The sequence below is a fragment of the Oceanobacillus limi genome (genome assembly GCF_900111445.1).
Classification (GTDB): domain Bacteria; phylum Bacillota; class Bacilli; order Bacillales; family Amphibacillaceae; genus Ornithinibacillus; species Ornithinibacillus limi.
Window position 1 is genome coordinate 63140 of sequence record NZ_FOHE01000013.1, and the last position, 17924, is coordinate 81063.

Here is a 17924-nt window from a genome sequence, read left to right on the forward strand (position 1 = left end):
TGGAAGGAGATAATACATTATGAAAAAACTATTAGAAGTTAATGATCTTTCTGTATCCTTTGATACCTACGGTGGGGAAGTACAAGCAGTTCGAGGTGTTTCGTTTGAATTAAATGAAAAAGAAACATTAGCAATTGTAGGGGAATCAGGGTCAGGAAAAAGTGTTACTGCCCAATCGCTCATGCAACTAATACCCATGCCGCCGGGGAAATTTGTTGGCGGATCCATAATGTTTGAAGGTGAAGATCTAACAGGAAAATCAGAAAAACAAATGCAGCGCATTCGAGGAAAAGAAATAAGTATGATTTTCCAAGATCCAATGACCTCTCTAAATCCTACAATGACGATTGGGAATCAAATAGGTGAGGGGCTTATCAAACATCAAAACTTATCCAAAAAAGAAGCACATAATCGTGCTATTGAACTACTAGAGCTCGTAGGAATACCTAATCCAGAGGCTCGAGTTAAACAATATCCTCATCAGTTTTCGGGTGGAATGCGCCAACGTGCAATGATTGCCATTGCATTGGCTTGTAATCCTAAAGTTTTGATCGCTGATGAACCAACCACAGCTTTAGATGTTACCATTCAAGCACAAATCATGGACTTAATGAGAGATTTACAAGATAAGACGAATACAGCCATTATTTTAATTACACATGATTTAGGTGTTGTGGCAAATGCTGCAAGTAGGGTCGTTGTAATGTATGGAGGGAAAATAGTAGAAACAGGTAAAGTAGATGAAATTTTTTATAATCCAAAACATCCATACACATGGGGACTATTAGGTTCCATGCCGAAAATCGAAAATAAGGATGAAGAGTTACAATCAATTCCTGGTTCGCCACCAGATTTATCAGATCCTCCAAAAGGGTGTCCTTTTGTATCGCGTTGTCCCTATGCAATGGAAGTTTGTAAAAATCATATGCCGGAATATACGGATGTATCTAATACGCAGAAGACAGCATGTTGGTTAACAGATGAACGTGCACCAAAAGTTGAAATTCCTAAGTCAGCGGTTGTAGGAGGTGCAAAAATACATGGATAACACAAAGGAAAAATTATTAGAAATCAAAGAATTAAAAAGACACTTTAAAGTTGATCGAAAGAATGTATTAAAAGCAGTTGATGGTATAACCTTTGATATCTTTAAAGGGGAGACATTTGGTCTAGTTGGAGAATCAGGGTGTGGAAAATCTACTGCGGGAAGAACTATACTAAGGCTGTATGAAGCCACTGCTGGTAAAGTAGAATTTCAGGGTAAGAATGTACACTCGAAAAAGTCGAAGAAAGAATTAAAGAATTTCAACCGTAAAATGCAAATGATTTTCCAAGATCCGTATGCATCATTAAACCCTAGAATGACAGTCAAGGATATCATAGCTGAAGGTATTGATATTCATGGAATCATAAAAGATAAAAAGGAACGTACAAATAGGGTTAACGAGTTATTAGAAACGGTTGGACTGAATTCCGAACATGGAAATCGCTACCCTCATGAATTTAGTGGTGGTCAACGTCAACGGATTGGAATTGCAAGAGCACTGGCTGTTGACCCAGAGTTTATTGTTGCGGATGAACCAATTTCTGCACTTGATGTTTCTATTCAAGCACAGGTTGTTAATTTATTAAAGAGGCTACAGAAAGAGCGTAATTTAACCTATCTATTTATTGCCCATGATCTTTCTATGGTTAAACATATCAGTGATCGTATTGGGGTTATGTATTTAGGTAATATGGTAGAAGTCGCACCGAGCGATGAATTATATGAAGATCCCTTACACCCCTATACTCGTGCACTATTAAGTGCAATACCAGTAGCAAACCCTGAAGTTGAACGTTCTAGGGAAAGGATAATAATTGAGGGGGATGTGCCAAGTCCTGTAAATCCACCGAGTGGATGTCGCTTTAGAACAAGGTGTCCACTTGCTATGGATGTGTGTGCTAAAGCAGTTCCAGAATTTAAAGAGTATAAAAATGGTCATTGGGTGGCTTGTCATTTATATGATAAAGATCACCAGAATTAATTGAAGTAAATAGAAAAAAGAACTTGTCCTTTATAAATTTGGATGAGTTCTTTTTTTGTTGAATTTAAAAAAATCAGTTATTTAACGACGCAGAAAATTAAGAATTTTCATTGTGAGCCTATCAGTTAACGGGTAGATAAATTTTTTTAAGTTTTGTAAATATAAGATAAGCACACCTTTAAACCCTTTAATGACAATGATTTGAAGGTAAATTTTTTCCGACAAAATTCGAGCGATTTCTACTAAAATAAAAATTTTTCTAAAAATGGGGTGCATTTTTACTAGATAGGTAGTATAATATTCAACATGCAGTAAAAATTAATAACGCAAAATTATCAGAATAATTTAAACAATAATAATAAGTAACGAATTTATTAATAATAAGAGAAGGTACACCCTAGAGAAGGTTGTTGCACCTTTTTATATCATTAAGTAATAGGGGGATATTGAAATGTCTGAAAAACTTTTGGAAATAAAAAATTTAAAGACATCATTTCGTATCAAAGATGATTATTATGCAGCGGTGGATAATTTATCCCTAAGTGTTAACAAAAACGAAGTACTAGCTGTGGTAGGTGAGTCAGGTTGTGGGAAAAGTGCTTTAGCATTCTCTGTAATGGGCCTTCATACCCGTGCGAAGATAGAAGGGAATATTTTATTTAAAGACCATGACATTGCTAATATTTCATCAAATGACTTAAATAATTTACGTGGAAACGAAATGGGTATGATTTTCCAGGATCCACTTACATCACTTAATCCACTAATGGAAATTGGTGACCAAATTGGCGAAACGTTAATTTTGCATAATAAGGATTTATCGGCCGAAAAACGTAAAGAAAAAATTATTGGATTATTAGATAAAGTTGGAATTCCTCGTCCAGAACGTGTTTATAAGCAATTTCCACATGAGTTATCTGGTGGAATGAGACAGCGTGTAATGATCGCAATGGCTATTGCAAATGAGCCAGAATTATTAATAGCAGATGAACCAACAACGGCATTAGATGTGACGATCCAATCTCAGATTCTAGAACTTATTAATGAACTGAAGGAAGATATGAACGCAGGGATCGTGTTGATTACACACGACCTTGGTGTTGTTGCGGAAATGGCTGACCGCGTTGCAGTTATGTACGCAGGACAAATTGTTGAAATCGCGGATGTTCACACATTATTTGAAAGTCCTAAACATCCATATACAAGATCATTATTAAACTCTGTACCAAATGCCGATAAGGCACAAGATAAATTGCATGTTATACAAGGGATCGTACCTGCTTTGCAAAACCTTCCAAGAGAAGGGTGTCGCTTTAAAGCAAGAATTCCGTGGGTGGATGATTCGGAACACGAGGAAAACCCAGAGCTACATGAAGTAACGCCGGGGCATTTTGTGCGTTGTACATGTTATAAGCACTTTGATTTCCCTGAAAGTAAGGAGGAGCAACATGGCATTTCTTAATGTAGAAGACTTAAAAGTACATTTCCCTATTAAAGGTGGTATTTTCGGACGCACGGTAGATCATGTGAAAGCAGTTGACGGTGTTTCCTTATCACTTGAAAAGGGGACCACATATGGCCTTGTTGGTGAATCTGGATCAGGGAAAACAACAACTGGCCGCGCAATTATAGGCTTAAACAAAATTACGTCTGGGAAAGTGATGTTTGAAGGTAAAGACATTACGAATAATATAAGTCGTGGACGGTCGGAATTCAGAAAAGACGTACAAATGATTTTTCAGGATCCGTATTCTTCTTTAAATCCCAAAAAGCGAGTTATAGATATAGTAGCAGAGCCATTGCGAAATTATGAAAAATTATCGAAAAAAGAAGAGAAAATACGTGTTCAAGAATTACTCGAATTAGTTGGACTAAGTCCAGAAAGTATTCTTAAGTATCCACATGAATTCTCTGGTGGTCAACGTCAGCGTATTGGTATCGCACGAGCGATAGCGTTAAAACCTAAACTAATTATAGCGGATGAACCAGTTTCAGCACTTGATGTATCGGTACAAGCACAGGTATTAAACTTTATGCAAGATATTCAAAAAGAATTAGATTTAACGTATCTATTTATTGGGCACGATTTAGGTGTTATTAAACACATGTGTGACAATATTGGGATAATGTATAAAGGTCGCTATGTAGAAGAAGGTACTGCGGATGATATATTCTCGAACCCACAACATATTTATACGAAGCGTTTAGTTGCGGCAATTCCGGATATTGATCCGAGAAAACGTCAAGAACAACATGAGTTCCGTCAAGAAGTAAAAGCGGAATACGAGCAATCCTATAACGATTACTTTGATGACGAAGGTTTAGCCTATCCGTTACAACCTGTATCTGATACACATCGTGTGGCTTTACCTGAGAAAGGTTGATTGATATGTGGAAATTTACTGTACGAAGAATTTTAATAATGATTCCTCAAATAATTTTGTTAAGTGTTTTAGTATTTATCATGGCAAAAATGATGCCAGGTGATGCACTCTCTGGAATGGTAGATCCAAACGTAGATCCAGAAAGATTAGATGAAATTCGTGAAAATTTAGGTTGGAATGACCCATGGCATATACAATATGCGGACTGGGTTGGCGGAGTTTTCCAAGGTGACCTCGGACAGTCATTCCGTTTTAAAATGCCAGTAACCGAAATTATTGGGCAACGTATTGTAAACACGTTTTGGTTATCTGTTGCAACATTAGTATTTACGTATTTGATATCTATTCCACTTGGAATTACTAGTGGTCGATATAACGATTCTTTACTTGATCAAGCTATTACGAGTTATACGTATATCGGATTTGCAACACCGTTATTTATTTTCGCACTCGTAATGCTATGGGTATTTGGATTTATGCTTGGGTGGTTCCCTACAAGTGGTAGTGTAGCCCCAGGATTAGAGCCAGGAACATTTGAGTATGTAATGAGTAAAATTTATCATCTAATATTACCTGCGTTTTCAATGGCGTTAATAACGACGGTTAATACAGTTCAGTATTTAAGAAGTGAAATTATTGACACGAAACAGAAGGACTTTATTCTTACGGCAAGAGCAAAAGGAGCTTCAGAATCAAGAGTTTATAACCGTCACATTCTTAGAAACTCGCTATTACCGATTGCTGCTTTCTTCGGATTTGAGATTACGGGATTAATTGGGGGTACCGTTTTTGTTGAGAACATCTTCGGTTATCCAGGAATGGGACAACTATTCTTAGAGTCCATTACATTACGTGACTATAGTGTTGTAACATCTGTAGTACTATTGTTTGGTATTGCGTCTATATTAGGTGCGTTATTGTCAGATATTATCTTAAGTCTCGTAGATCCACGTATTCGTATTAAATAACAATTAGGTAAACAGTGAGGTGAGGAAAAATGGAAACAAAGAGTAATGAAACACAGCAAATTGCCAAAAGTCCATCTGGTTTTTCAATCATTTGGCGTGAGTTGGTTAGAGATAAGCTAGCATTGATTTCATTGATTTTTCTAATATTAATTACCGTATTTGTATATGGTGTATCACTCATCCTTGATCAGGATGAAATTGTTAGAGTAGATTTATTCTCAATTCATGAACCACCAGGTGAAGAGTTTATATTAGGTACTGACTATGGTGGTCGTGATATATTTGGACAATTAATTATTGGTACAAGAAACTCCCTTTCAATCGGAATTCTTGTAACGATTATGACTGGTGTTATTGGTGTAATTTATGGGTTGGTCGCTGGCTACTTTGGTGGCCAAATCGATAATATTATGATGCGTATTTTGGACTTTTTCCTTATCTTACCATTCTTAATGGTAGTAATTGTTTTCGTAGCAATTGTTCCAACATACAGTGTCTTATCCTTCTCTTTAATTATGACGGCATTCCTATGGATGGGGATAGCCCGATTAATAAGGTCAAAAGCTTTACAAGAGAAAGAGTTGGATTATGTACAAGCATCGAAAACGCTTGGGTCATCAAATGTGAAGATCATGTTTACACAAGTTTTACCAAATATAACATCTTTAATTATTGTAACAATGACATTAAACCTTGCAGCTAATATTGGCTTAGAGTCTGGTTTATCTTTCCTTGGCTTTGGTTTCCCAGAAAGCACTCCAAGTCTTGGAACATTGTTAAGCTATGCTACCAATCCACAAACATTGGAGTATAGATGGTGGATCTGGGTTCCTGCATCCATTTTAATCTTATTATTAATGCTTGCCATCCGAAACGTCGGGGAAGCATTGAAGCGTGCTACTGATGCAAGACAACGAAGAGGCTAATATAGGGTGTTTTTTCCCCTCTAGCCTTTTCCTTTACCTAGTATTGACAGAATTTTCGCCAGTGTCTAACTCGCGTAACTTTTAAAGGGTAAATCTATGAATAAGTTACTAACATCAACAGATGTTAAGTATATAGGTTGGCCGCGGAAAAAAGGGATGGCCAACACACAACTTGAACATAAAAGGGAGGATCACACAACATGACAAAAACAAGTTTATCTAAACTGCTTTTTGCAATCATGCTTGTAATGCTACTGGCGCTTGCTGCGTGTGGTGGTGATGATAGTGAATCAGAAAACGCTGATTCAGGTAATAATGACTCTACAAATGAAGAGTCAGGTGCTGATGAAGAAGGTCTATTCTCAATTGACGACTTCAGCAATATTAAGACAAATGAAGGTGAAGCAATTGACGGCGGATCTTTCACATATGGTTTAGTATCTGACACTGCATTTGAAGGTACTCTAAACTGGAACTTCTATTCTGGTAACCCAGATGCAGAAATTATTCAATGGTTTGATGAACCATTACTAACTTGGGATGAAACTTATGTTTATACTCAAGATGGTGCTGCAACATATGAATTAGATGGTAACACGGTAACATTTACAATTCGTGACAATGTAAATTGGCATGATGGTGAGCCTGTTACAGCAGAAGACTTTGCTTTTGCTCATGAAGTAATCGGTCACCCAGATTACGATGGTATTCGTTATGGTACTGACTTCACAAACATCGAAGGTATGGAAGCATATCATGAAGGTGAAGCTGATTCTATCTCAGGTATTGAAGTAATCGATGAAAAAACAATTGCTATTACGTACAAAGAAGTAACTCCGTCTCTTTTAAGTGGTAGCTTATGGACATATCCTTTAGCAAAACATATCTTTGAAGATATTCCAGTAGCAGAAATGTCTTCTTCTGATGCGGTCCGTAAAAACCCGATCGGTTTTGGTCCGTTTGAAGTTGATGAAATTGTTCCTGGTGAGTCTGTAACATTTACGAAGAATGAAGATTATTGGCGTGGAGAGCCTAACCTTGACGAGGTTACGGTTAAAGTTGTAAGTCCAACAACAGTTGTTAATGAACTAGAATCTGGTGGGGTAGACACAGTAAGTTCATTCCCAACAGATCAATATCCAGATAATGCAGACTTAGAGAATGTTGAGTTCCTTGGTAATGTAGACCGTGCGTTTACTTACATGGGCTTCAAACTAGGTACTTGGGATGCTGATGCTGGTGAAGTAGTTCCAGATCCAAATGCAAAAATGGCAAATAAAAACTTACGTCAAGCAATGTGGCATGCTGTTGATAATGATGCTGTTGCTGATAATTTCTATCATGGTTTACGTTGGAATGCAACTACACTTATTCCACCATCACATCCTGAATTCCATGATGAATCAAATCCTGGTCGTACGTATGATGTAGATAAAGCAAATGAACTATTAGACGAAGCAGGATATGAAGATGTTGATGGTGATGGCATGCGTGAAAACCCTGAAGGAGAAGAGCTAGTCATTAACTTTGCTTCTATGTCAGGTGGAGACACTGCAGAACCAATCGCTAACTACTATATTCAATCTTGGGAAAATGTAGGTCTTAAAGTTGAATTAGTTGATGGTCGTTTAATGGAATTCAACTCTTTCTATGATCGCGTTGAAGCGGACGACCCAGATATTGATATTTATCAAGGTGCATGGGGTGTTGGAATTGACATCGACCCTAGATCACTATGGGGTAACTCCGTATCTAACTACACTCGTTGGACAAGTGAAGAAAGTGAACGCTTGTTAGCAGAAGGTGTATCAGATGCTGCCTTTGATTTAGAATATCGTCAAGAAGTTTATAATGAGTGGCAAGAATTAATGGTTGAAGAAGTTCCTGCATTCCCAACACTATATCGTTCTGTAGTTGTACCAGTTAATAACCGTGTTGTAAATTACGGAATTGGTGATGGTACTGGAATCTATCTAAACGAGCTTGGTGTAACTCAGGAAGATCCAATTGTTGCTGAATAACTAGTAAAAGAAGCCCTAATTTGGGCTTCTTTTTTTGTTGAATAAGATAAAATTTTTTTATAAACCTAGCGTATGGTTTTATTACTATAAATTTGGGTTAAGCAGTCACCATGTTCCCCGTTAGTGCTCACTATTGCAGACTCTTATAGTCCCTTCCATTATTCGACAAGTATAACGGTAATTCGACATCCTAACTGACGCATAGCCGAGATGAATAGGCGTCCTTTATACGACGCTAAATAACCTTTTTATTAAATTCACTTTAAAGTCCCATTTTTAGTAAGATACTAATTTTTTTAAAAATTTTTTCGCAAAATACAAAAAAACCCTTGTTTAAAATCTGAAAATAATATATACTTTAAAAAATTGATCATATTGTAACAATTTTGTTACATAAAGAATTGTAATTTGTTTTTTGTTTGCCAGAGGATAGTAAAACCTAAATTGTTTGAAAATTATAAAATAATAGGCATAACTAAGGACAGGCAAAACATACGTAAATTGCATCTAGGGTGATCTGTTCTTAAAGTTTTGCTAATTTTTAAATAAACGGAATCTTATAATTATACGATGGTGAATATAGCCACTAGGAAGCAAGGAGGGGTTACATTGTCAGAAAAATTACTCGAAGTAAAAAACTTAAAAACATCATTTCGAATTAAAGATGATTATTATGCAGCTGTTGATGACGTGTCACTTTCTGTCAATAAAAATGAAGTTTTAGCGATTGTTGGTGAATCCGGTTGTGGAAAAAGTGCATTGGCATTCTCCATTATGGGGTTACATAATCGAGCGAAAATAGAAGGAAATATAATGTTCAAAAATCAAGATATCGCTAACATATCTCCAGCAAAGCTAAATAAGTTGCGCGGAAATAATATGGGGATGATTTTCCAAGATCCCTTAACAGCATTAAATCCACTGATGGAGATTGGTGACCAAATAGGTGAGGCCTTATTACTCCATAATAAGGACCTTTCTAAAGAGAAGAGAAAGGACAAGGTTATCCAATTATTAACCAAAGTTGGAATCCCTCGTCCAGAACATGTGTATGAACAGTTCCCACATGAATTGTCAGGAGGTATGCGACAAAGGGTGGTAATTGCTACAGCTATCGCTAATGAGCCGGAGTTGCTGATAGCAGATGAGCCAACGACTGCTTTGGACGTTACCATTCAATCGCAAATCTTGGATCTTATTAAAGAATTAAAAGATGACATGGATGCTGGAATTATCATGATTACACATGATTTAGGTGTAGTAGCAGAAATGGCTGACAGGGTAGCAGTGATGTATGCAGGTCAGATCGTTGAAGTTTCTGATGTTTATACATTATTTGAAAGCCCATTGCATCCATATACTAGATCATTGTTTAACTCAGTACCAAATACTGCAGAAGCGCAGTCAAAGCTTCACGTGATCCAAGGTATTGTACCGTCATTACAAAAATTACCACGCGAAGGTTGTCGATTTAGTGCAAGAATTCCATGGGTGGAAGAATCAGCTCATGAAGAACATCCTGAGTTACATGAAGTTAGTCCGGGGCACTTTGTACGTTGCACATGTTATAAACATTTTAACTTCCCAGATAGCAGTAAGGAGGAACAACAGCATGGCATTTCTTGAAGTTGAAGATTTGAAAGTCCACTTTCCGATTAAAGGTGGAATTTTTGGAAGAACAGTAGATTATGTCAGAGCGGTTGATGGTGTTTCTCTCTCATTAGAAAAAGGGAAAACCTATGGTCTTGTTGGAGAATCTGGTTCCGGTAAAACAACTACTGGGAGAGCAATAATCGGGCTGAATAAGATTACATCAGGAAAAGTTACATTTGATGGAAATGATATTTCCAACCTGAAATCAAGGTCTGAAGTAAGAAAAGATGTTCAAATGATTTTTCAGGATCCATATTCATCTTTAAACCCAAAGAAACGAGTAATTGATATTGTTGCTGAGCCTCTTCGGAACTTTGAAAAATTATCAAAGAAAGAAGAAAAAATACGGGTTCAAGAATTGCTTGAGTTAGTAGGTTTAAGCCCTGAGAGTATATTAAAATATCCTCATGAATTCTCTGGCGGTCAGCGTCAGCGGATTGGAATAGCCAGAGCGATTGCATTAAAGCCAAAACTAATCATTGCAGATGAACCTGTTTCAGCATTAGATGTATCCGTTCAAGCGCAAGTTTTAAACTTTATGCAAGACATACAACAGGAGTTAGATCTTACGTATTTATTTATTGGACACGATTTAGGGGTTATTAAACATATGTGTGACAAAATTGGAATCATGTATAAAGGCCGTTATGTAGAAGAAGGTACGACGGAAGAGATATTTAATAATCCACAGCATATTTACACGAAGCGTTTGGTAGCTGCAATACCTGACATTGATCCAAAACGACGTCAAGAACAAACGCAGTTCCGTCAAGAAGTAAAAACGGAATACGAACAATCCTACAATGATTACTTTGATGACGAAGGTTTAGCCTATAAATTACAACCAGTAACAGATACTCACCTAGTGGCTTTACCAGAGAAAGGTTGATAAATTATGTGGAAATTCTCTGTGCGAAGAATATTGATAATGATTCCTCAAATAATTTTGTTAAGTATTCTAATTTTTATTTTAGCTAAAATGATGCCTGGTGATGCATTATCAGGTATGGTTGATCCTAATGTTAGTCCTGAAAGGCTAGAAGAGCTACGTGAAAGTCTAGGCTGGAATGACCCTTGGTATGTTCAATATGGTGATTGGGTAGGTGGAGTTGTTCAAGGTGATTTAGGGCAATCGTTTCGATTTAAAATGCCTGTTTCAGAAATTGTTGGACAGCGTATCATTAATACATTTTGGCTATCACTAGCAACCCTAATATTTACTTATTTAATTGCAATTCCTTTAGGTATTACAAGTGGACGTTATAATGATTCACTTCTTGATCAAGCAATAACTAGTTACACCTATATCGGATTTGCAACACCACTATTCATATTTGCACTTGTCATGCTTTGGGTATTTGGGTTTATGCTTGGGTGGTTTCCGACAAGTGGTAGTGTCTCACCAGGCTTGGAGCCCGGAACATTCGAGTATGTAATGAGTAAGATCTATCATCTAATACTGCCGGCAATAGCCATGGCATTAATTACAACCGTTAATACGGTTCAATATCTGAGAAGTGAAATTATAGATACAAAACAAAAAGACTTTATTATTACTGCTCGAGCAAAAGGCGCTTCTGAATCTAGAGTATATAATCGCCATATTTTACGAAACTCACTATTACCGCTTGCAGCGTTTTTCGGATTTGAGATAACGGGATTAATAGGAGGAACAATATTTGTTGAAAACATCTTTGGATACCCGGGGATGGGGCAGTTGTTCCTAGAGTCTATTACACTACGAGACTATAGTGTGGTAACAGCAGTAACTTTATTATTTGGAATTGCTGCCATATTAGGTGCACTACTATCAGACATCATCTTGAGTCTTGTTGATCCGCGAATTCGAATAAAATAGGTAGATTGTGAGGTGGAAAAAATGGAAACAAACAATGCAAATGTAAATGAAGATAATACAAAAATTCAAAAAAGTCCATCCGGGCTTAGTATTATATGGCGAGAGCTTGTAAGGGATAAGTTAGCACTCGTTTCGTTGATCTTTCTAATAGTAATAACCGTTTTTGTATATGGTGTTGCACTAATTCTCGACCAAGACGAGATTGTAAGAGTTGATCTATTTTCTATCCATGAACCACCAGGTGAAGAGTTTATTTTAGGAACGGATTATGGTGGTAGAGATATTTTCGGTCAGCTCATAATAGGAACTCGAAACTCATTATCTATTGGAATTTTAGTTACCTTAATGACAGGTGTAATTGGTATTGTTTTTGGATTAGTCGCTGGCTACTTTGGAGGGAATATTGATAACATCATGATGCGAATCACTGACTTTTTCATGATTTTACCATTCCTAATGATTGTAATTGTGTTTGTTGCAATTGTCCCGAGTTATAGCGTACTTACATTTTCGCTAATTATGACGGCATTTTTATGGATGGGGAAGGCCCGGTTAATAAGATCTAAGGCATTACAAGAAAAAGAGTTAGATTATGTGCAAGCATCCAAGACATTAGGTTCATCAAACTTTAAAATTATGTTTACGCAAGTATTACCAAATATTAGTTCACTAATTATTGTAACCATGACATTGAACTTAGCGAATAATATTGGTTTAGAGTCTGGATTATCCTTCTTAGGATTTGGATTTCCTGAAAGTACACCGAGTTTGGGAACACTCCTTAGTTATGCGAGAAACCCACAGACACTGGAGTATAGATGGTGGATTTGGGTACCTGCATCCGTACTAATTTTATTATTAATGCTAGCTATTCGAAATGTAGGCGAAGCATTAAAACGTGCGACAGATGCAAGACAGCGTAGAGGGTAAATGGAGTATATGATGTATTAAAATTGGCTTGTTTATTCTTTTTAGGAGGTGAGGCCAGGAACTCTGGAACGTAGGATTGTTACCTACATCAATTTATTAATTGATGTTGAGTATAAATTGTTGGTTATATTATTACCTAAGTATAGCTGACAGTAAATGTAAGGTTAAATTAAAGGGGAGGGTATTTAGTATGACAAAAACAAGTATAACAAAGTGGCTATTTGCATTAATGCTTGCGATGGTACTCGTATTAGCTGCATGTAGCGACGACACAAGCAGTGATGATTCTAGTAATGATGATCCAAATACAGAGGAATCATCTAATAACGAAAATGATGGTAATGATGCAGAGGAAGAAGAGCCAGCAGAAGACGATGGATTGTATTCAATTGATGACTTCAGCATGGATAAAACAAATGCTGGTGAAGCAATTGAAGGTGGAACACTAAACTATGGTTTGGTTTCTGATACTGTATTTGAAGGTACATTAAACTTTAACTTCTATTCTGGTAACCCTGACTGGGAAGTAATTTCATGGTTTGACGAACCTTTATTGTATACAGATGCTAACTATACGTATACAAATGAAGGACCTGCAACATATGAAGTTTCTGAAGATGGGTTAACATTTACACTTACAATTAAAGACGGTGTAAATTGGCATGATGGTGAGCCTGTAACTGCAGAAGACTGGGCTTACTCTTATGAAGTAATTGGACACCCTGATTACACTGGTGTTCGTTACAATGATGACTTCACAAATGTAGTTGGTATGGAAGAATACCACGCTGGTGAAGCGGATGAAATCTCAGGTATTGAAATTGTCGATGAGAAAACATTGAAAATTACACACCATGAAACTGGTCCATCGATGGTAACTGGAGGAATTTGGACTTATGCAATGCCGAAGCACTTATTTAGTGAAATTCCAGTTGCAGAAATGGAAGAATCGGATCTAGTACGTGAAAACCCAATTGGTATGGGACCATTTAAAGTAGAAAGCATTGTTCCTGGTGAGTCTGTAGTTTATTCTAAAAACGAAGACTACTGGAATGGAGAGCCTAAATTAGATGAAGTTGTTCTTAAAGTAGTAGCTCCAGAAACAGTTGTTAATGAATTAGAAACTGGTGGAGTAGACTTAGTTAACAGCTTCCCAACAGATCAATTCCCAGATAATGCGGATATGTCAAACGTTGAATATCTAGGTATGATCGACAATGCATATACGTACATTGGATTTAAATTAGGTCATTGGGATGCAGACGCTGGTGAAGTTGTCATGGATCCAGATGCAAAAATGGCTGATGTGAATTTACGTAGAGCTATGTGGCATGCAGTAGATAATGATGCTGTAGGTAGAGAGTTCTATAATGGGTTACGTTGGAATGCAACATCGTTAATCATTCCATTCTTCCCAGACTACTATGATGATACAATTGATGCACCAACTTTTGATCCAGATGAAGCCAATAGACTTCTTGACGAAGCTGGATATGAAGACGTAGATGGTGATGGAATCCGTGAAAATCCTGAAGGAGAAGAGTTAGTAATTAACTTTGCTTCGATGTCAGGTGGAGACACTGCAGAACCTATTGCAAACTACTACATTCAATCTTGGGAAAATGTAGGTCTTAAAGTTGAACTAGTAGATGGTCGATTAATGGAGTTCAACTCTTTCTATGACCGTGTTGAAGCGGATGATCCAGATATCGATATTTACCAAGGCGCTTGGGGTACAGGTACTGACGTAAACCCTTCTGGATTATACGGTAGAAATGCTAGCTACAACTACCCACGTTATGCTAGTGAAGAAAATGATCGTTTACTAGCTGAAGGTAACTCTGAAGCTGCACTTGATGTAGAATACCGTCAAGAAGTTTACAGTGAATGGCAACAGCTTATGGTTGAGGATATTCCAGTATTCCCTACACTATATCGTTCTGTAGTAATTCCTGTTAACGAGCGTGTAATTAACTACTCAATTGCACCAGATAAGTACATTCGTCATGAAATTGCAGTTACTCAAGAAGAACCAGTAGTAGCTGAATAATAGCAGAAAGGAGCCCAAGTTGGGCTCCTTTTGTATTTGCTTAGAAATAGACATGTTTAAAGCTCTATAAAAGGCAATTCGTCATGAAGTAGGATGAATTGTCTTTTTATCATTGAATCTATAAATTTAGTTGTTGTTATAAGTTTGATGCGTATTTGATGTATTATGCGTTATGACTTGTAATTTTAGATTCATGCTATTACACCGCTTCGGAAACACATTTCGTTTTTCCGCGTGCGGTTGGTGAGCCTCCTCGTGTAAAACATGTGCGTCTGCGTCTACTAGTAACTCTTCGAAGCGAATTCCTCGGCGCAAAGGAACAAAGAAGCATAATCAAGTAGTACCCTGGCTGTGGCCGTGCCCGCGGAAAGCGAAGCATTCTGCCGTAGCGGTATTCTAAAACTACATCCATTAGTAATGGAAAATCGAAACAAAATGTTACGACGCCTTATATACGTTAAGTAACAAACTACTAAAATGACAATTGGATTACAAATCTAAATATTTTTCAAGAAAATCTATTATTTTAGTAATAAAATCTAGTAGTTCTGTCAATCCTTGTACTAGACTTTTAAAAAGTCTTTAACAGCATTGCATTTTAGAGGATGTAATGCTGGAAAACAAAGGAGGAACTACTTATGAAGAAATTAGTAGCAGGAATTGCTCTAATTAGCCTGATTGCAGGTGTTTCTGTAAATAATGTTTCCGCAGAAGAATATGAAGTAGAAAAAGGAGATAGCCTCTGGAAGATTGCTCAAGAATTTGATACGACAATTAACGAAATTATAGAGATAAACGATTTAGAAGAAACCGTAATTTTTCCAGAGCAAAAATTACAAATCTATGAGGAATATGAAGTCCGGAAGGGAGATACATTATACGGGATTGGTAAAAAGTATGATGTATCGGTAGACGAGCTGATGGAATGGAATGAATTATCATCGGATCTAATTGTAATTGGACAAGTATTATCCATCGTAACAACTTCAGATGAAGCTGAAATTAGAGCAGCATCAACTGTATCTGAAGATGGCGTTGCTTCAAACGTTGAACCAGAAGGAAAAACAATTTCGGTATCAGCTACAGCATATACAGCAGAGTGTGATGGGTGTAGTGGAATAACGTATACAGGGATTAATTTAAATGAGAATCGAAATGCTAAGGTGATTGCGGTAGACCCAAGTGTCATTCCATTGGGAACTGAAGTATATGTAGAAGGGTATGGATATGCAATAGCAGGAGATATTGGAAGTGCGATAAAAGGGAACAGGATTGATATTCATTTACCAACGAAAAAAGAAGCCCTAGAATGGGGAGTAAGAACAGTAAATGTAACCATTATGAATGAGTAGATGAACTATTATTACTGATTACGAATCATAATGTAAAAGGAAAGCATCAAATAAAATGCTTTCCTTTTTTTTGTGAAGAAAAATAGTTTTCATATTAATAACTAGAATTGTCTATTCATAGATTGACCAGGGTCAACGATTTCATTCTCATCATTATTTTGTGTCATACCGACAATACTAAAACCGATAATCAGCATCAAAAATAACGCGATTAATACCTTTTTCATTCCTAATGCCTCCAAGAAATTAATTCACATAGAATAGTATAATAAAAAATTCTCTATATGGCTATCCTTTTATGAATGGTTTTAGAGGTAAATCTTACAAATAAATTGAGACAATTTAAGTATGTTTCATGATTTATTTAAGATACTAATACTAGGTAATCATTTCTTCAATGTATACCCATAGTAAACATTTATTTAGTTTTATGATAAACTATGTATAAAATAAGGTTTAACCCTGTTTAGTGTTTGTCTCAAATAGACAAATAATTATAAAACGCTTACATAAATAAGGAGGATGTACTATGTCCAGTAAAGTGTTGGATCAATTTTTAAATGAAAATATTGCAGACCTAAAGGACCGAGGGCTATATAATGAAATCGATCCTGTACAAGGAGCAAATGGACCTAAAATCAATATTGAAGGAAAGGAATTAATTAATCTTTCTTCCAATAATTATCTTGGTCTTGCTACAGATGAGAGATTAAAGGAAGTAGCCAAGAACGCCGTTGATTCTCATGGGGTAGGTTCAGGTGCCGTTCGTACCATTAATGGTACCTTAGACCTGCATATTGAACTAGAAAAAAGGTTAGCTGAATTTAAAGGAACGGAAGCAGTTATTTCGTTCCAATCTGGATTTAACTGTAACATGGCTGCAATTTCAGCTGTTATGGACAAAAATGATGCAATTCTCTCAGATCAATTGAATCACGCTTCCATTATTGATGGCTGCCGTTTATCAAAAGCGAAAATCATTCCGTTTAATCATTCGGACATGGATGATCTGCGTCAAAAGGCGAAAGAAGCAGTTGAATCTGGCCAATACAATAAAATTATGGTCATTACCGACGGTGTCTTTTCAATGGATGGAGACGTAGCGAATTTACCTGAAATCGTTAAAATTGCCGAAGAATTTGACTTAATAACCTATGTTGATGATGCACATGGTTCTGGTGTTTTAGGAAAAGGTGCAGGAACTGTTAAGCATTTTGGGTTACAGGACAAAATTGACTTTCAAATGGGTACTTTATCCAAAGCGATTGGTGTAATTGGTGGGTATGTAGCTGGTAAAGCTAATTTAATCGATTGGTTAAAGGTTCGTTCCCGTCCATTTCTTTTCTCTACGGCAGTTTCTCCTGCAGATGCAGCTGCTAGTAAAAAGGCTGTTGAGTTGTTAATGGAAAGTACAGAGTTGCATGACAGACTATGGGAAAACGGCAATTATTTAAAAGAAGGTCTAAAGAAATTAGGTTTTGATATTGGTGACAGTGAAACACCAATAACACCATGTGTTATCGGTGATGAAAAAGATGCTCAAAAGTTCAGTAAACGTTTATACGAAGAAGGTGTTTACGCAAAATCCATTGTATTTCCAACTGTACCAAGGGGAACAGGAAGAGTACGGAACATGCCGACAGCAGCACATACAAAAGAGATGTTAGATGATGCGATAGCTATTTATGAAAAAGTCGGTAAGGAAATGGGATTAATCTAAGCTGGAAGGAACACAGACAAAGGTTAGAGAGGGAA

Annotated in this window: 15 protein-coding genes; 14 read left to right on the forward strand and 1 reads right to left on the reverse strand. The window is 36.7% G+C overall.

Annotation, left to right across the window (positions count from 1 at the left end):
- Window positions 1-19: 19 nt before the first annotated feature.
- The 13 genes from BMX40_RS13785 (at window position 20) to BMX40_RS13845 (ending at window position 16169) form a co-directional block, all read left to right on the forward strand.
- Window positions 20-1048 (forward strand): ABC transporter ATP-binding protein, encoded by a 1029-nt coding sequence (locus tag BMX40_RS13785; RefSeq protein WP_090870887.1) that lies wholly within the window; start codon window positions 20-22, stop codon window positions 1046-1048.
- Complete coding sequence (locus tag BMX40_RS13790; protein ID WP_090870889.1) at window positions 1041-2027, forward strand: ABC transporter ATP-binding protein; 987 nt, start codon at window positions 1041-1043, stop codon at window positions 2025-2027. Before BMX40_RS13785 ends, BMX40_RS13790 begins: the two co-directional genes overlap by 8 nt.
- 451 nt (window positions 2028-2478) lie before the next feature.
- Window positions 2479-3489, forward strand: a complete 1011-nt coding sequence (locus tag BMX40_RS13795) for an ABC transporter ATP-binding protein (RefSeq protein ID WP_090870891.1) — start codon at window positions 2479-2481, stop codon at window positions 3487-3489.
- Window positions 3476-4411, forward strand: a complete 936-nt coding sequence (locus tag BMX40_RS13800; RefSeq protein WP_090870893.1) for an ABC transporter ATP-binding protein — start codon at window positions 3476-3478, stop codon at window positions 4409-4411. Before BMX40_RS13795 ends, BMX40_RS13800 begins: the two co-directional genes overlap by 14 nt.
- Before the next feature lie 5 nt (window positions 4412-4416).
- On the forward strand, window positions 4417-5379 hold the full coding sequence (gene opp4B, locus BMX40_RS13805; protein WP_090870895.1) for an oligopeptide ABC transporter permease: 963 nt from the start codon (window positions 4417-4419) through the stop codon (window positions 5377-5379).
- Between the two features lie 29 nt (window positions 5380-5408).
- Window positions 5409-6305, forward strand: a complete 897-nt coding sequence (locus BMX40_RS13810; RefSeq protein ID WP_090870897.1) for an ABC transporter permease — start codon at window positions 5409-5411, stop codon at window positions 6303-6305.
- A gap of 200 nt (window positions 6306-6505) precedes the next feature.
- Window positions 6506-8326 (forward strand): oligopeptide ABC transporter substrate-binding protein, encoded by a 1821-nt coding sequence (gene opp4A, locus BMX40_RS13815; RefSeq protein WP_090870899.1) that lies wholly within the window; start codon window positions 6506-6508, stop codon window positions 8324-8326.
- Window positions 8327-8935: 609 nt separating this feature from the next.
- Window positions 8936-9952, forward strand: a complete 1017-nt coding sequence (locus BMX40_RS13820) for an ABC transporter ATP-binding protein (RefSeq protein WP_090870900.1) — start codon at window positions 8936-8938, stop codon at window positions 9950-9952.
- Entirely contained in the window at window positions 9939-10868 is a 930-nt protein-coding gene (locus BMX40_RS13825; RefSeq protein ID WP_090870902.1) for an ABC transporter ATP-binding protein, read from the forward strand. Before BMX40_RS13820 ends, BMX40_RS13825 begins: the two co-directional genes overlap by 14 nt.
- Before the next feature lie 6 nt (window positions 10869-10874).
- The gene (gene opp4B / locus BMX40_RS13830; protein ID WP_090870904.1) at window positions 10875-11837 is read left to right on the forward strand and encodes an oligopeptide ABC transporter permease; all 963 of its coding nucleotides are present in this window, start codon (window positions 10875-10877) and stop codon (window positions 11835-11837) included.
- 21 nt (window positions 11838-11858) lie between these two features.
- Window positions 11859-12767 carry an ABC transporter permease gene (locus BMX40_RS13835; protein WP_090870906.1) on the forward strand — a complete coding sequence of 303 codons (909 nt, stop codon included), beginning with the start codon at window positions 11859-11861 and terminating at the stop codon, window positions 12765-12767.
- A gap of 190 nt (window positions 12768-12957) precedes the next feature.
- The gene (opp4A, locus tag BMX40_RS13840; RefSeq protein ID WP_090870908.1) at window positions 12958-14817 is read left to right on the forward strand and encodes an oligopeptide ABC transporter substrate-binding protein; all 1860 of its coding nucleotides are present in this window, start codon (window positions 12958-12960) and stop codon (window positions 14815-14817) included.
- A 638-nt stretch (window positions 14818-15455) separates the two neighbouring features.
- On the forward strand, window positions 15456-16169 hold the full coding sequence (locus BMX40_RS13845; RefSeq protein ID WP_090870910.1) for a 3D domain-containing protein: 714 nt from the start codon (window positions 15456-15458) through the stop codon (window positions 16167-16169).
- 101 nt (window positions 16170-16270) lie between these two features.
- Here BMX40_RS13845 and BMX40_RS20800 read toward each other — a convergent pair whose 3' ends face one another.
- Entirely contained in the window at window positions 16271-16396 is a 126-nt protein-coding gene (locus BMX40_RS20800; RefSeq protein ID WP_280139680.1) for a hypothetical protein, read from the reverse strand.
- A 302-nt stretch (window positions 16397-16698) separates the two neighbouring features.
- On the opposite strand from BMX40_RS20800, the gene BMX40_RS13850 reads away from it, so the two are divergent.
- Complete coding sequence (locus BMX40_RS13850) at window positions 16699-17889, forward strand: glycine C-acetyltransferase (protein ID WP_090870912.1); 1191 nt, start codon at window positions 16699-16701, stop codon at window positions 17887-17889.
- Window positions 17890-17924 lie beyond the last annotated feature (35 nt).

Coding starts and splice junctions, on each gene's coding strand:
- BMX40_RS13785 (WP_090870887.1), top strand. CDS start 20: ATGAAAAAACTATTAGAAGTTAATGATCTTTCTGTATCCTTTGATACC.
- BMX40_RS13790 (WP_090870889.1), top strand. CDS start 1,041: ATGGATAACACAAAGGAAAAATTATTAGAAATCAAAGAATTAAAAAGA.
- BMX40_RS13795 (WP_090870891.1), top strand. CDS start 2,479: ATGTCTGAAAAACTTTTGGAAATAAAAAATTTAAAGACATCATTTCGT.
- BMX40_RS13800 (WP_090870893.1), top strand. CDS start 3,476: ATGGCATTTCTTAATGTAGAAGACTTAAAAGTACATTTCCCTATTAAA.
- opp4B (WP_090870895.1), top strand. CDS start 4,417: ATGTGGAAATTTACTGTACGAAGAATTTTAATAATGATTCCTCAAATA.
- BMX40_RS13810 (WP_090870897.1), top strand. CDS start 5,409: ATGGAAACAAAGAGTAATGAAACACAGCAAATTGCCAAAAGTCCATCT.
- opp4A (WP_090870899.1), top strand. CDS start 6,506: ATGACAAAAACAAGTTTATCTAAACTGCTTTTTGCAATCATGCTTGTA.
- BMX40_RS13825 (WP_090870902.1), top strand. CDS start 9,939: ATGGCATTTCTTGAAGTTGAAGATTTGAAAGTCCACTTTCCGATTAAA.
- opp4B (WP_090870904.1), top strand. CDS start 10,875: ATGTGGAAATTCTCTGTGCGAAGAATATTGATAATGATTCCTCAAATA.
- BMX40_RS13835 (WP_090870906.1), top strand. CDS start 11,859: ATGGAAACAAACAATGCAAATGTAAATGAAGATAATACAAAAATTCAA.
- opp4A (WP_090870908.1), top strand. CDS start 12,958: ATGACAAAAACAAGTATAACAAAGTGGCTATTTGCATTAATGCTTGCG.
- BMX40_RS13845 (WP_090870910.1), top strand. CDS start 15,456: ATGAAGAAATTAGTAGCAGGAATTGCTCTAATTAGCCTGATTGCAGGT.
- BMX40_RS20800 (WP_280139680.1), bottom strand. CDS start 16,396: ATGAAAAAGGTATTAATCGCGTTATTTTTGATGCTGATTATCGGTTTT.
- BMX40_RS13850 (WP_090870912.1), top strand. CDS start 16,699: ATGTCCAGTAAAGTGTTGGATCAATTTTTAAATGAAAATATTGCAGAC.